Annotated in this window: 13 protein-coding genes and 1 tRNA gene; 2 read left to right on the top strand and 12 right to left on the bottom strand. The window is 67.8% G+C overall.

Going from position 1 to position 13803, the window contains the following annotated elements; translation table 11 throughout:
- Nucleotides 1–64 precede the first annotated feature (64 nt).
- From pstB to ACFVDI_RS27305, 5 genes are all read right to left on the bottom strand, one after another.
- Nucleotides 65–838, bottom strand: a complete 774-nt coding sequence (pstB, locus tag ACFVDI_RS27285) for a phosphate ABC transporter ATP-binding protein PstB (RefSeq protein ID WP_378912042.1) — start codon at nucleotides 836–838, stop codon at nucleotides 65–67.
- 9 nt (nucleotides 839–847) lie between these two features.
- Nucleotides 848–1927, bottom strand: a complete 1080-nt coding sequence (pstA, locus tag ACFVDI_RS27290) for a phosphate ABC transporter permease PstA (protein ID WP_378912043.1) — start codon at nucleotides 1925–1927, stop codon at nucleotides 848–850.
- Nucleotides 1924–2880: a phosphate ABC transporter permease subunit PstC gene (gene pstC / locus ACFVDI_RS27295; protein ID WP_378912044.1), complete on the bottom strand. Its 957-nt coding sequence runs from the start codon at nucleotides 2878–2880 to the stop codon at nucleotides 1924–1926. The genes pstA and pstC overlap by 4 nt, the downstream gene beginning before the upstream one ends.
- A gap of 100 nt (nucleotides 2881–2980) precedes the next feature.
- Nucleotides 2981–4078 carry a phosphate ABC transporter substrate-binding protein PstS gene (locus tag ACFVDI_RS27300; RefSeq protein WP_378912045.1) on the bottom strand — a complete coding sequence of 366 codons (1098 nt, stop codon included), beginning with the start codon at nucleotides 4076–4078 and terminating at the stop codon, nucleotides 2981–2983.
- Between the two features lie 177 nt (nucleotides 4079–4255).
- A complete protein-coding gene (locus ACFVDI_RS27305) occupies nucleotides 4256–5122 on the bottom strand; it encodes an NUDIX domain-containing protein (protein WP_378912046.1) in 867 nt (288 codons plus the stop codon).
- 50 nt (nucleotides 5123–5172) lie between these two features.
- On the opposite strand from ACFVDI_RS27305, the gene ACFVDI_RS27310 reads away from it, so the two are divergent.
- Nucleotides 5173–6306, top strand: a complete 1134-nt coding sequence (locus ACFVDI_RS27310; RefSeq protein WP_378912047.1) for a hypothetical protein — start codon at nucleotides 5173–5175, stop codon at nucleotides 6304–6306.
- A 14-nt stretch (nucleotides 6307–6320) separates the two neighbouring features.
- Here ACFVDI_RS27310 and ACFVDI_RS27315 read toward each other — a convergent pair whose 3' ends face one another.
- The 4 genes from ACFVDI_RS27315 to ACFVDI_RS27330 all read right to left on the bottom strand — a co-directional run bounded on the left by ACFVDI_RS27315 (nucleotide 6321) and on the right by ACFVDI_RS27330 (nucleotide 8237).
- Nucleotides 6321–6467 carry a hypothetical protein gene (locus ACFVDI_RS27315; protein WP_165111317.1) on the bottom strand — a complete coding sequence of 49 codons (147 nt, stop codon included), beginning with the start codon at nucleotides 6465–6467 and terminating at the stop codon, nucleotides 6321–6323.
- 226 nt (nucleotides 6468–6693) lie between these two features.
- Nucleotides 6694–6897: a cold-shock protein gene (locus ACFVDI_RS27320; protein WP_134720686.1), complete on the bottom strand. Its 204-nt coding sequence runs from the start codon at nucleotides 6895–6897 to the stop codon at nucleotides 6694–6696.
- 357 nt (nucleotides 6898–7254) lie between these two features.
- A tRNA-Lys gene (locus tag ACFVDI_RS27325) sits at nucleotides 7255–7330 on the bottom strand.
- Between the two features lie 58 nt (nucleotides 7331–7388).
- The gene (locus ACFVDI_RS27330; protein WP_378912048.1) at nucleotides 7389–8237 is read right to left on the bottom strand and encodes a helix-turn-helix domain-containing protein; all 849 of its coding nucleotides are present in this window, start codon (nucleotides 8235–8237) and stop codon (nucleotides 7389–7391) included.
- A gap of 145 nt (nucleotides 8238–8382) precedes the next feature.
- Here ACFVDI_RS27330 and ACFVDI_RS27335 point away from each other — a divergent pair, with 145 nt between their 5' ends.
- Complete coding sequence (locus ACFVDI_RS27335; RefSeq protein ID WP_378912049.1) at nucleotides 8383–9066, top strand: TetR/AcrR family transcriptional regulator; 684 nt, start codon at nucleotides 8383–8385, stop codon at nucleotides 9064–9066.
- 65 nt (nucleotides 9067–9131) lie between these two features.
- On the opposite strand, the gene ACFVDI_RS27340 is transcribed toward ACFVDI_RS27335, so the two are convergent.
- From ACFVDI_RS27340 to ACFVDI_RS27350, 3 genes are all read right to left on the bottom strand, one after another.
- Nucleotides 9132–10982: a bifunctional metallophosphatase/5'-nucleotidase gene (locus ACFVDI_RS27340; protein WP_378912050.1), complete on the bottom strand. Its 1851-nt coding sequence runs from the start codon at nucleotides 10980–10982 to the stop codon at nucleotides 9132–9134.
- A 107-nt stretch (nucleotides 10983–11089) separates the two neighbouring features.
- A complete protein-coding gene (locus ACFVDI_RS27345; protein ID WP_378912051.1) occupies nucleotides 11090–12409 on the bottom strand; it encodes a M20 family metallopeptidase in 1320 nt (439 codons plus the stop codon).
- Nucleotides 12410–12434: 25 nt separating this feature from the next.
- A partial coding sequence (locus ACFVDI_RS27350) for a serine hydrolase (protein ID WP_378912052.1) occupies nucleotides 12435–13803 on the bottom strand: 1369 nt, incomplete at its 5' end.

The following is a 13803-nucleotide window of genomic DNA, read 5'->3' on the forward strand; positions in this document are numbered from 1 at the left end:
GGACAGGTCATGACGCGCCGACTCGGCGGGTTTTCTCGTCAGGATGAGCCGACTCGGCGTTTGTCTACCCGAAGCGACCCGAGATGTACGCCTCGGTGTCCGGGTTGTCCGGGTTGGTGAACATCTGCTTGGTGGGGTTGAACTCCACCAGGTGGCCCGGCTGGCCGGCGGCCTTCAGGTTGAAGAAGCCGGTGTCGTCGGAGACACGAGCAGCCTGCTGCATGTTGTGGGTGACGATCACGATCGTGTAGTCGGACTTCAGCTCGTGGATGAGGTCCTCGATCGCGGCGGTCGAGATCGGGTCGAGCGCCGAGCACGGCTCGTCCATGAGCAGCACCTCGGGCTGGACCGCGATCGCACGGGCGATGCAGAGCCGCTGCTGCTGGCCACCGGAGAGACCCATGCCGGGCTTGCCGAGACGGTCCTTGACCTCGTTCCACAGGTTGGCGCCACGCAGCGCCTTCTCCACGATCGCGTCGGCCTCGGCCTTCTTGATCCGCTTGGAGTTCAGCTTGTTGCCCGCGAGCACGTTGTCGTAGATCGACATCGTCGGGAACGGGTTGGGCCGTTGGAACACCATGCCGACCTTGCGGCGAACCGCGACCGGGTCGACGTTGGGGCCGTAGATGTCCTGGCCGGCGATCTGGATCTTGCCCTCGACGTACGCACCGGGGATGACCTCGTGCATGCGGTTGAGGGTGCGCAGGAAGGTCGACTTGCCGCAGCCGGACGGGCCGATGAAAGCCGTCACCGACTTCGGCTTGATGGACATGGAGACGTCCTCGACGGCCTTGAAGTCGCCGTAGAAGATGCTGGCGTCCTTGACTTGAATGGACATGTGTTTCTCCTAGCGCCCGGTCTTGGGGGCGAAGATCGTGCCGACGATACGGGCGATGAGGTTGAGGACCATGACGAGGATGAAGAGCACCAGTGCTCCACCCCAGGCGTACTCGACGCCCTTCTGCGTGGCCTCGGACAGCTGGGTGTAGATGAAGACTGGCACGGTCATCATCGGGCTGTCGTCGAAGGCGCTGGTGTTCATGTTCGGGTTGAAGCCCGAGGCGACCAGCAGCGGCGCGGTCTCGCCGATCACGCGCGAGATCGCGAGCACGACACCGGTGACGATGCCGCCGATCGCGGTCGGGAGCACCATCCGGGTGATGGTGCGCCACTTCGGCACACCGAGCGCGTACGCAGCCTCCCGCAGGTCGTCGGGGACCAGCTTGAGCATCTCCTCGGTGGAGCGGACGACGGTCGGGATCATCAGCAGCGAGAGCGCGACACCGCCGCCGAAGCCGAAGCGCGTGCCCGGCCCGACGAGCAGGGTGAAGAGCGCGAACGCGAACAGACCCGCGACGATAGACGGGATGCCGGTCATGACGTCGACCAGGAAGGTGATCGCCTTGGCGAGGCGGTTGCCCTTGCCGTACTCGATCAGGTAGATCGCGGTCATGATGCCGATCGGGATCGAGATCAGCGCAGCGATGCCGGTGACGATCAGGGTGCCCGTCAGCGCGTGGTAGAGACCGCCCTGCTCGTCGCCGGTGACCGAGCGCATCGAGTAGGTCAGGAACTCCGGGTTGATGGTGGCGGCACCGCGAGCGATGACCATGTAGACCAGCCAGATCAGCGGGATGACCGCGACCCCGAAGGCCGTCCACACCAGGCCGGTGACGAGCTTGTCGGTCGCCGAGCGCTTGTTCTCCACCAGCAGGGCCCAGAGCGGGTAGCCGATGAGGAACGCGAGGACGCCGATGACGACGGCGCCGACGATGCTCATCCCGAGCACCAGGGCCAGGCCGCCCAGAGCGACCGCCGCGATGCCGACCAGCCACTGGGCACCACGCGGGAGCGTGGCGTGGGACAGTTTCGTCTCCTCGTTGGAGAGGCGGTGTCCTGAGCTTGTCGAAGGGTCGGTGTTACTCACTTGGCCCTCCCTCGGGCGACGATCCAGCGGGCGAGCGCGTTGATCAGGAAGGTGAAGGCGAACAGCACGAGGCCGGTCGCGATCAGCACCGACAGCCGGTCGGGCGTGCTCTCCTTGTAACCCTGCGCGATGTGCGCCGCGATGGTCTGCGGGTTGTTGGTGCCGACGATGAACAGCGAGATCACGACCTTCGGCGAGGCGATCATCGCGATCGCCATGGTCTCGCCCAGCGCCCGGCCGAGGCCGAGCATGACCGCGGAGACCATGCCCGAGCGGGCGTAGGGGAAGACCGCGTAGCGGATCATCTCCCAACGGGTGGCGCCGAGCGCCAGCGCTGCCTCCTCGTGCAGCCGCGGCGTCTGCGCGAAGACCTCGCGGCAGATCGAGGTGATGATCGGCAGGATCATCACGGCCAGCACGATCGAGGCGGTGAACAGCGTGCGCCCGTTGCCGGAGGGCTGGCCGTCGAAGAACGGCAGCCAGGCAAGGTTGCTCGCGAGCCAGGCGTGCGCCGGCACCAGGTACGGGCCGAGCGCGACCGCACCCCACAGGCCGAAGACGACCGACGGGACGGCGGCGAGCAGGTCGATCACGTAGGCGACGGGGGTCGCGATCCGGCGGGGCGCGTAGTGGCTGATGAACAGCGCGATCGCCACGGAGAACGGCACCGCGATGATCAGGGCCAGGACAGCCGCGTACATGGTGGCGAACAGCAGCGGCACCACCAGGCCCAGGAACGAGCCCTGGCCGGCGTAGTGCTGCTCGTCCACGTTGAAGCCCGGGATGCCCTCGATGCCCAGGAAGATGAAGACGGCTGCCAGCGCCACCAGGATCAGGGAGGCGGCGGTTACGGCAAGGCCTCGGAAGACGACATCACCCACCGAGCCACGGCCGGACAGCTCCGACTTCGGATCAACGCCAGGGTCGGCGCCGGGGTCAGCGGCGACAGTCACAAGGCATTCCTCGACTTTCTTGTTTCGGTTCTCAAGACAGCCGTACGGGCGGCGGCCGCAGCCACCGCCCGAACGGCGATCACGTCAGACTAGTCGGCACTTACTTGATCGAGCCGACGAGGTCGAGAGCCTTGTCGGCGGTCTCGCGGTCGAGCGGCGCGGTGCCGGCCTCGTCGGCCGAGACCTGCTGGCCCTCCTCGGAGAGGATGTACTCCAGGTAGCCCTTCACGTTGGCCGCGTCCTCGGCGTTCTCGTAGGTCGGGCAGGCCAGCAGGTAGGAGACCAGCACGACCGGGTAGACGCCGGCCTCGGTGGTGTCGCGGGCGAGCTCCACGGCCATGTCGTTGTCGTTCAGACCAGCCGACTTCGAGGCGCCCAGGATCTTCGCGGCGGCGTCGGCGGACGGCTCGACGAACTCCTCACCCACCTGGATCTTGACGGTGGCGAGGTCGTTCTCGCGAGCGGCGGACTCGTCCATGAAGCCGATGTAGCCGGCACCCTGCATGGCGGTCACGACACCGGAGGTGCCGTCGCCGCCCTCGCCGCCCTTGATCGAGGCGGGCCACTCACCCGAGGGCTCCTCGGCCCAGCCACCGGCAGCGGCCAGGTACTCGGTGAAGTTCTCCTGGGTGCCGGAGTCGTCGGCACGGTGGACCGGGGTGATCGCGGAGTCCGGCAGCTTGGCGTCCGGGTTGGTCGCGGCGATCGCCGGGTCGTTCCACTTGGTGATCTTGCCGGAGAAGATGCCGACAAGGGTCTTGGGGTCGAGGTTGAGCTCGTCGACGCCCTCGAGGTTGAAGACGACGGCGATCGGCGAGACGTACGCCGGGACCTGGATCGGGTCGCCGCCGCACTTCTCCTTCGCGCCGGTCAGCTCGCCCTCGTCGTCGTTGAGAGCGGAGTCGGTGCCCGCGAACAGGTAGCCGCCGGAGATGAAGCCCTCACGGCCGGAGCCGGAACCGACCGGCTCGTAGACGACGCTGAGGTCCGGGTTCGCGTCCTGGATGCCGGCGACCCAAGCCGCCTGGCCCTTCTCCTGCGAGGTAGCGCCGCCACCCTTGATGGTGCCCGAGAGGGAGCCTTCTTCGCCGCCGCCGCTCTTGGGCTCGTTGCCGGCGCCGCAGGCGCTGATAGCGAGAGCAAGGGCCGCAGCCGTGATGCCCGGGACGAGTGCCCGGCGCAGCGAGGTGGTGTTCACGCAAGTCTCCTGATTGATGAAGCAGTCGTTTCGGAGTTGTCGCGATGACCGTAGGGACCCGAGGTGGACGGGAAACTCGGTGAAGGTGAACGCAGGCTTAACGAGGAACACAAAGTCGGTGGCAAATCAGTGTCAGTTCCGGGCACAGGAGATGAACAGGTCGGCCTCAAGCCTCTGTCAGGCCTGAAATGCCTCAGCAGTTCGCACTTCACCTTCTTGCACGTGCAGGACCATCAGCTCGCCCTTCTCCAGCTTCGGGTCGCGCACGCCCAGCCCGTCGAAGATCCACGGCAGCACCGGTCGGTGCGTGCAGATCACCGTCGGAACGGCCAGATCGCGCAGGACGTCCGCGGCCAAGGCCGACACGCTACCTCCCTCCGCGCCCTCTTCGCTGAGCAGTCTCATCTGCGCAGGAGCGATGCCGGCGAGCCCGGCGTACGGCGCGACGGACTGCGTGCAGCGGACGCTCGTCGAGGTGATCACCCGGCGGATGTCGTAGGCCATCAGCAGCCCGGCGAGCGTGACCGCCTGGGCCCGACCGGTGTCGTCGAGCGGCCGCGCCTGGTCCTCACCGGACCAGGCCGAACGACCGAGGGCCGAGGCGTGGCGGAGGATCACGAGGGGCGTGGTGGGGTGACGTACGTCCGAGGCCTGCTGCAGCGTCTCCCGGTCGTGCGGGTAGGTGAGCCGCTCGCGCGCCTTCTCCACCGACATCCACTCGACCTCGTCGATCTCGTCGTTGATCTGGTAGCCGTCGACGTCGTCGTCGGCCCCGATGGCGGTGCGGCCCACCCAGTAGTGGACCACCTTCTGCCCCGCCTCGACGGGATAGCGCTGCCTCCGCAGCGGGCGGCCGAGGGCGACCCGAAGACCGGTCTCCTCGCGCACCTCACGGATCGCGGCCACCGGCACCGTCTCGCCGGGATCGACCTTGCCCTTGGGGAAGGACCAGTCGTCGTACTTGGGTCTGTGGACCAGCACTACCTCGGGCAGGTCTTGGTGCTCGCGAAAAACCACTACGCCGGCGGCCGGGATCTCGGGCATGGGCACAGGGTATGTCGGATGGGCTACCGGTTCGTCTAAGGTTCGTCGGGATGCTCCACACCCCCCAGCTTCTCGACGGTCCCCGGATGTGGGCCGGTCGATCATCCCGAGTCGTACGCGCCCACCCCCTGTTGACCATCGCGGTGGGCGTCGTCGTCGTTGCCCTGGTCGTCTTCCTGGCCCGGGCGTGGGCGACCCGCGGGGGCGATCTCGACGAGGCGCTGCGGCTGGCGCCGGCCGAGGCGACCCGGGTCTCGTTCACCGACTGGGCAGCCATCCGCGAGAGCGTCGGCGCCGATCTCGATGCCGACTCCACGCCGGAGGAGGTCCACGAGATGATCGACGAGGCCTACACGAAGGACCTCACCTCGACCTCGGTGCTGCCCGACGCCTCCGGCCTGCTGCAGCAGCACTTCGGGTGGTCGCCGGCGACCCTCGACTGGGAGCTCTACACGCAATCGACCGAGGGGGCCCTGATGATCGGGCACCTCGAGGACATGGACGCCGATCACCTCGTCGACCAGCTCACCTCGATGGGCTTCACCGCTCCCGAGGACGATCCGGCCGACGGCGGCGTCTGGGACGGCACCCTGGTCCCGTTCTCCTCCTTCACCGACTCCGGCATCGACTCGACGATCACCCCGCAGGTCACCTACATCGCCTTCGTACCCGAACGCGATCTGATCCTGGCCTCGGACGGCCGTCGCTACCTGGGCGACCAGGTCGAGAGCCTCGGTGACGGCGACCTGCACGAGCCGATGACGGACGCGGCCGACCGGCTCGGCGACCCGCTGTCGGCGTTCGTCTACGACGGCGACTTCACCTGCAGCGAGATCGGGCTGGGCGGAGCCTCGGCCGCAGACCAGGACCAGGCCGACGGCCTCATCGACGCCGCCGGCGACCTCAACCCGATCGCGGGCTTCGCCATGGCGGCCGAGCGGAACGGCGACGTACGTGTGGCGATGTCGTTCGAGAACGACGACCAGGCGCGTACGAATGCCGACACCCGGGCCAAGCTCGCCGTCGGACCGGCGCCCGGCCAGGGCGGCACGTTCGACGAGCGGTTCGAGCTCGGGAAGGTCGCGGCCGAGGACGCGGTCGTCACCATGCAGCTGCGACCGAAGGACGGTACGGCGGTGCTCTCCGACCTGGCGAACGGGCCGCTGCTCTTCGCGACCTGCTGAAGGCCTGGGCGGCCCTAGGGGATGATCCCGAGGATGCGGTCGATCTCCTCCTGGGAGAGGTGATCCTCGGACTCGCTGGCGGCGACGATGAGGTTGGTGGTGAGCTCGACCTCGAGAAGCAGCTCAGGATCTTCCAGCGTCACATCGAACTGATCAGCCACGCCCGCCGCCTCCTCACGTCACCTGGAAAAGCTCGTCTTCACATCATCGCCCAGTCTTGGTGGATCTGCGCGCTGATCCACCAAGAACCATCAAAAGTTGTCACATCAAGCGTGACACAGAAGCCTGAGCGGGCCCCAATCAGACCACGAGGCCCCAGCCGAAGGGCTGGGGCCTCGTTGCAGATGATCAGTGTCGGCTCACGCCGAACCCGAGATCGTCTTACTTTCAGAGAGGACGAACGTTCTCCGCCTGCGGACCCTTCGGACCCTGCGTGACGTCGAACTCGACCTTCTGGTTCTCGTCCAGGGACTTGTAGCCCTGCGTCTGGATCGCCGAGTAGTGCACGAAGACGTCGTCGCCGCCGTCCTCCTGCGCGATGAAGCCGAAACCCTTCTCGGCGTTGAACCACTTAACGGTGCCCTGAGCCATCTGCTCGTTACTCCTTAGTCGGGGCGAGAGGCCACCAGGTTCGGTAGCCCCGCATCAGGGGCGGGTGACACGTCGCTCCGACCTGTGTTTCCCGGACCGGGGTCCGGGCGAGCACAGAGCAGAAACGCCGTTGGATCACAAACTCCGCAGGCGTCAGACCTTCTGGAACTTGCACCTGTTGCGGGAGTGACATTAGCAACTCGTGGGCCGCTGCGAACCCCCCTTCGCCGATCGTTTTACGTGCGAAGCGGTGAAGGTTGGGCAACAGAGCCCTGAAACGGCCGCTCTTCGGAACGCACGACAGGGAAGTCCCGACAGCACAAGACCCTCGCCCGAGGACCGGGCGAGGGTCTGTCCTGGTAGGCCGTGTCGGTCTCGAACCGACGACCCATGGATTAAAAGTCCACTGCTCTACCAACTGAGCTAACGGCCCGCCGGGAGTCTACCGGAGCAGCTGCCGTGTCCTATTCGTGGTCGTCGCGCGGCGCCGACTACCTACCCCGGTCGCTGACGATCCGGGCGCATCGGTCGGCGGCGGCCGCGCCCGTCAGCGCGTGCTCGAGCAGGAGCTGGGTCCAGCGCTCGTAGCGGGCGACCTCGACCGGGTCGGCGATCTCGAGGTCGCCGGCGCTGGTCTCGACGGTGACGATCCGGTCGCGCTGGTCCCAGCCGTGCTGGACCAGGACGGGAAAGCTCTCGAAGGGGACGATCCCGATGGTGGCCTGGGTCGTGGTCGCCAGCTTGGCGATGTGATCGATCTGGGCGCGCATGATGCCGGGCGATCCCACCAGATGGTGGAGGGCCGCCTCGCCGACCAGGATCGTGATCGACCGGCCGCCTTCGTAGAGGATCGCCGAGCGCCTGAGCCTCGCCGCGATCACGGTGGAGACGTCCTCGTGATCCACATCCTGGTCGCGGGAGCCGCCCGCCAGGGCCAACAGGGCGCGGGCGTAGTCGGGGGTCTGGAGCAGCTCGGGGACACTGTGGGGCTGGAAGCTCGTCAGGACCGTCGCGGCCGCCTCGGTCGCGGCGTAGGCCTCGTGGGGCGGCTCCGCACCTCCACCCGCCGGACGAGCGTCGCGGAAGGCCGCCTGCTCCTGGTCAGCGCGGGCGCGCAGCGCGAGCAGCATCTCCTGGTCGGCACCCACCGCGGCCGCCCAGGCCCTGACCTCGGCCTCGGTGACCGCCTGTCGGCCCGACTCGATCTTCGACACCTTCGGCTGCGACCAGCCCGATCCCAGGGCGTCTGCCAGGTCGGAGCCGGTCAGGCCCGCGGCTCGGCGGGTGTCGCGGAGGGCCTCGGTGAGCGCTTCACGGGCTCGACGGCTGGGGCGGGACACAGCGGCATCCTCCTTCGACGGAACGGACGGAGCCATCCTGCCCCATGTGCATAGCTCGCGTCCAGATGCACATCATGGTTGGCTGAATCGAAATATTATGCTCTACTGGTTCCGGGGTCGACGTCGACAGGAAGGCAGTGCCTCGATGAGCATCCGACGAACCCAACCCGGACGACCACGTCTCATTCCCACCACCACGGCGGGCCCACCTCGTGAGCAGGTCCTCCATGCCGCCGCGCAGCTGTTCGTGACCCAGGGCTTCTCGGCCACCTCCACCCGCGAGATCGCCGAGAAGGTGGGGATCAGGCAGGCCTCGCTCTACTACCACTTCACCGGCAAGGACGAGATCCTCGCCGAGCTCCTGGAGCGATCCGTCCGACCCACCGTCGACCGGGTCGAGCAGATCGAGCAGGCCGCGGCCGAGAGTCCCGAGACGGCGCTCTACGCGCTGGTGCTCGTCGACCTTCACACGCTCGCCGAGGCACCGGACAACATCGGCGTGCTGGCCACCCACCCCGACGTCACCAGCAGCGAGGCGTTCGACGCCTTCCGGAGCATCCGAGCCGAGCTCGCCGGCGCCTACGGACGGATCGCGGCACAGGCCGGGGCGCAGGCGGCCGAGCCGCGCCACCTCGGCGAGATGCTCATCCACCTGGTCGAGGTCACCACCAGCCTCCGCAGCATCGGCGTGACGATCGACGAGGAGACGGCCGATGCCATCGCGTCGACCTGCCTCCGCGCCTGCGGGATCCCCGAGAGCCGGATCACCGCGGCGGCCTCGTCCGCCGCGACGCTCGTCGCCGGGCTGCCGGCGAGCCCCAACGGCTGACAGCACAGCGGGCCCGACCAGCTCAGAGCTGGACGGGCCCGCTGGGTACGAAAGAAGTGCTTCCTTCAGTGGGTTCCGGTGATGCGGTCGAGCGCGCCCGGGGTGTAGGGCGAGTTGGCCTCCAGATAGGCGGAGAAGGCGTCGATGTCGAGGCCGCCGTAGTAGGGGTCGGTGCCCTTGGTGAAGGCCGCGAAGGCGTCGCCGCCGCCCTGCAGGAAGTTGTTGGTCACGACCCGGTAGGACGCCGCCTTGTCGATCGGCTGACCGTTCAGCATCACGGAGCCATCGACCGGACCCGTGGGGCTGATCTGGTAGGAGAAGCCCTTCGAGACCTGGAGGATCTTGTGCGAGGCCGCGTTGGCGCCGGTGACCTGCTCGGTGAGCAGGTCGTAGATGTCCTGACCGGTCATGGTCAGCGAGACCAGGTAGTTGTTGAACGGCTGGACGTTGAACGCCTCGTCGTAGGTGACCTCACCGACGGCCTCGCCGTAGGGCGAGGTGGTCGCGGTCAGGTCCGCGCGGATGCCGCCCGGGTTCATGAACGCGATCACCGGGACCTGCCCGTTGATCACCGTCGACTGGTCGGCGAGCTGGGCGTCGGCGATCAGGTCACCGAGCGCGGACTCACCGGCAGGGCTCTGGTCACGCTTGACGTCGGTCGTGATCGAGCCGAGCACCCGGGAGGCGATCGGCTTGACCAGCTCCTTGTAGGTGTTGATCAGCGTGGTCTGCTCCGAGGCCCTGGTGATGTCACGGGTGACGAGCAGGTTCGAGCCCTTGACCGAGGAGCGGACGATGTCGCGCGACTTGAGGTTGTACTTCAGGTTGGTCTCGGTGTAGAGCCGACCGAAGGACGAGGCCGAGGTGACCAGGCGGGACTTGCCCTCGGGGTCGGGTACGTCGCAGACGTAGGGGTTGTGGGTGTGGCCGGTGACCAGCATGTCGATCTCGGGGTCGAGGTTCTGGGCGATCGGCACGATCGGCGAACCGGCGACCAGCTCGCCGCCACCCTCGCAGGTGTAGTCGTAGCGGGCGTTGACGTCGTAGACCTTGCCGGTGGCCGGGTCGGTCCACTTCTCCTTCGGCAGGTTGGCACCCTCGTGGATGAGGGTGACGATCGCCTTGACGCCCTTCTTCTTCAGCACGGGCACGAGAGCGTTGGCCGTTTCGACCTCGTCCTTGAAGGTGAGGCCCTTGACGCCCTCGGCGGTGACGATGTCGGGGGTGGCCTCGAGGGTCATGCCGATGAAGCCGATCTTGACGCCGTCGACCTCCTTGATGGAGTAGGCCGGCAGGATCGTCTTGCCGCTGGCGTCCTCGATCACGTTGGAGGCGAGGATGTCGAAGTCGGCGCCCTGGTATTCGTGCGCGGCGCAGGAGTTCTGGTTGTCCTTGCCGTCGCCGTCGTCGATGCAGCCGCCGGCGTCGATGCGCTGCAGCTCCTTGTAGCCCTCGTCGAACTCGTGGTTGCCGACCGCGGTCACGTCGAGGCCGAGCATGTTGAGCGCCTCGATCGAAGGCTCGTCGTGGAACGCGGCGGAGAGCAGCGGCGAGGCGCCGATCAGGTCGCCCGCGGCCACGGTCAGGGAGCGGGCGTGACCCTTGCGCGCCTCCTCCAGGTGGGAGGCGAGGTATTCCACGCCGCCCACGTTGACGGTGTCGTCGGCCGGCTTGCCGGTGGTCGGGTCGATGTGGTGGCCGGTGATCAGGCGACCACTCGAACCCGACGGCGCCTCGAGGTTGCCGTGGAAGTCGTTGAACGAAAGCAGCTGGACATCGACCAGGTGCTTTCCGGCGCTGTCCGAACTGGCCTGCGCCGAGGCAGAGGTCGCGACCGGAGTGGCGACTGCGGCGGCCGCGAGAGCGACAGCGGCAACGGCCACAGCGGGGCGAAGCTTTCGGGTGTTACGAGGCATTGCGGGGCTCCCCATCTCAGTGATCGACGAAGGGAACAATGCCCCTTCGGGTTCCGATTGTGAAGAGGTAACAGGATTACCGCCGCCGAATCGTCATCAACCGTTAATCAGCCGAAAAATTCGGTAACGTCCACCGCTCCGCCGGCCTCCTCGAACTCCTCGCGTACCGTCTCGCGCAGCCTCGCGTCGGAGAGGTAGTCGGCAGCCACCCCGGCAAGACCGTAGGCGGCATCGACGAGCACCTCGTCGGCGTACGGCGTGACCGCGGCAGCGGCGAACTCGCGGCTGTGCAGGGACACGTCGGGCTCGGCGATCTTGACCATCGCGTGCAGCCCGGGGACCCTGAAGGAGACGTTGCCGAAGTCGGTGGAGCCGGCGAGCAGGTCCGGGACGACACCGGGCGCGAGGACGGTGTGGTTGCGCTCCTGGTAGCGGCGGTTCCAGGCCTGCGCGAGACCGCTGTTGTTACGGATCGGCAGATAGACCGGCGCCTCGTCCCAGCTGAACTCGACCCCGCAGCCGGTCATCAGCGCCGCTCCCATCGCCATCTCCTCCAACCGCTGGGAGAGGACCTTGAGCGTCTCGGGATAAGCAGAACGTACGTAGAACTCGACGGTGGCGTGCTCCGGGATCACGTTGGGGCGAAGGCCACCGTCGGTGATGATCGCGTGCACCCGGTCGGTCGGCGGCATCTGCTGCCGGTTGAGCGCGACGCCGGTGTAGAGCAGGTTGGCCGCGTCCAGGGCGTTGCGCCCCATGAAGGGCTGGATCGAGGCGTGCGCCGGCACGCCGACGTACGTCACCTTGAGCTGCCTGCGGCCCAGGAAGACCGGCTCCGAGGTGTCGTAGGTGAACGGGTGGACCATGATCGCCGCGTCGACGCCGTCGAAGGCGCCCTTCTGCGCCATCAACTCCTTGCCGCCACCGCCCTCCTCGGCCGGCGTGCCGAGCCAGATCGCGCGCCCGCCGAGCTTGTCGATCACGCTCGCGATGGCCAGGAACGCCCCCACACCGACGGTGGCGATCAGGTTGTGGCCGCAGCCGTGGCCGATGCCGGGAAGCGCGTCGTACTCGGAGAGCACCGCGATCGTCGGTCCGTCCTTCGCGCCGCCCGCCGAGGCGTAGAGAGCGGTCGGGAGGCCGTAGGCGCCACGGGCGACCTCGATGCCGTGAGCCTCGACGAACTCCGCCAGTCCGGCCGAGCTCCGGTGCTCCTCGAAGCCGGTCTCCGGGTGCTCGGCGAGGTCGTGGGAGACAGCCACCAGCTCGGGCCCGAGGTCCACGAGCCGGTCGCGGATCGCGTCCAGGATCCCCCGCGGCGCACCCGGTGAGCTCGACTCGACGGCCTTGGTGACGAGCGCCCTGGCGTCCGCCTCGTCGCGAAGCTGGTTGACCAGGAACGGATTAGGCTGCTGCGGCTGCGTCATGCCGCCAGAGGCTATCGGTGACATGTCACCTGTCGCTGAGACCCCAGCCGTCGGCGACGATTCGTGCCTCGTCGCCGGGGCGCGAGGAGTCGAACAACGTACGCCACCCCTGCCGCACCACGATGCCGTCGACGTAGATCCCGCGGCCCTGGGAGGACGAGTCGGTCTCGTAGGTCCACCTGACCGCGGTGGTGCCCGCGGGGAGGTCGGCATGCCCGCGCAGCCACCGGCGACCGCCGTAGCCGTTGACCGCCTCGCTGGTCTCCCAGCTCCAGTCGCCGCCCTCGAGGGCCCACGGCAGGGGGCTGAAGGTGGTGCCGTCGGTGGAGTACTGCAGCCGGCCGAAGTCGTAGCGCGGCTCGGTGTCGAACCAGTAGTCGAAGCGCAGCTGCGCGTCCTCGGTAGCGGCGAGCGGCACGTCGAGGGTCGCCTTCTTCGCGTTCGTGCGGCCCGAGAACCACGACGTACGTCCGCTCGCGGGCCGGACGGCCGAGGCCATGCCCAGTGCGTCGGAGACGGCACGGCGGGAGGGGTTGTTGCTGCCCCAGTCGCGACTGGGGTGGACGCGGTTGGTCATCAGCACGACGAGCTGGTGGCCGATCGGGTCCATCACGATGCTGGTGCCCGTGTAGCCGGTGTGACCGAAGGAGACCGGGGACCAGATCGGGCCGTGGTACCAGGTCGTGGCGAGCTCCCAGCCGAGGCCGCGTGAGCTGGTGAACCGGGCGCCGGTGTAATCGCGCAGCGAGAGCCTGACGGTGTCCTCCTTCAGGATCCTGGTGCCGTTGTAGACACCGCCGTTGAGGAACATCTGGCCGAATCTGGCCATGTCGACGGCGGTCGAGAAGACTCCCGCGTGGCCGGCGACACCGCCGAGCGCCCAGGCGTTCTCGTCGTGCACCTCGCCGCGGATCATCGGCCGTCCCGCCCACGGCTGATACTCGGTGGCGGCGACCCGGTCGAGGCGGTCTGCGGGCGGGTTGTACATCGTGTCCCGCATGCCGAGCGGTTCGGTGATGTGGTCGCGTACGTAGGCGTCCAGCTTCTTCCCCGACAGTCGCTCGACCAGCAGTCCGAGCGTGATCAGGTTGATGTCGGAGTAGCGGTAGATCTGCTCGGGGGCGTGCGTCGGCGTCGTGTCCATGATCGCCGCGACCCGCTCCTCGTAGGTGTCGTAACCCGCCCACAGCGACGGCGACGGGCCGGCGAGCAGTCCGGAGACGTGGGTGAGCAGGTGGCGCACGAGGATCACGTCCTTGCCGTGCGGCGCGAACTCGGGCAGGTAGGTGACCACCGGCGCCTCGAGGTCGAGGCGCCCCTGCTCCATCAGCTGGAGGATCGCGGTCGCGGTGAAGAGCTTCGACATCGAGGCGATGTCCCACATCGTCTCGGTG

It is taken from the genome of Nocardioides sp. NPDC057767 (genome assembly GCF_042798275.1).
Classification (GTDB): Bacteria; Actinomycetota; Actinomycetes; order Propionibacteriales; family Nocardioidaceae; genus Nocardioides.

Coding starts and splice junctions, on each gene's coding strand:
- ACFVDI_RS27340 (WP_378912050.1), bottom strand. CDS start 10,982: ATGCCTCGTAACACCCGAAAGCTTCGCCCCGCTGTGGCCGTTGCCGCT.
- pstB (WP_378912042.1), bottom strand. CDS start 838: ATGTCCATTCAAGTCAAGGACGCCAGCATCTTCTACGGCGACTTCAAG.
- ACFVDI_RS27345 (WP_378912051.1), bottom strand. CDS start 12,409: ATGACGCAGCCGCAGCAGCCTAATCCGTTCCTGGTCAACCAGCTTCGC.
- ACFVDI_RS27310 (WP_378912047.1), top strand. CDS start 5,173: ATGCTCCACACCCCCCAGCTTCTCGACGGTCCCCGGATGTGGGCCGGT.
- ACFVDI_RS27335 (WP_378912049.1), top strand. CDS start 8,383: ATGAGCATCCGACGAACCCAACCCGGACGACCACGTCTCATTCCCACC.
- ACFVDI_RS27320 (WP_134720686.1), bottom strand. CDS start 6,897: ATGGCTCAGGGCACCGTTAAGTGGTTCAACGCCGAGAAGGGTTTCGGC.
- ACFVDI_RS27305 (WP_378912046.1), bottom strand. CDS start 5,122: ATGCCCGAGATCCCGGCCGCCGGCGTAGTGGTTTTTCGCGAGCACCAA.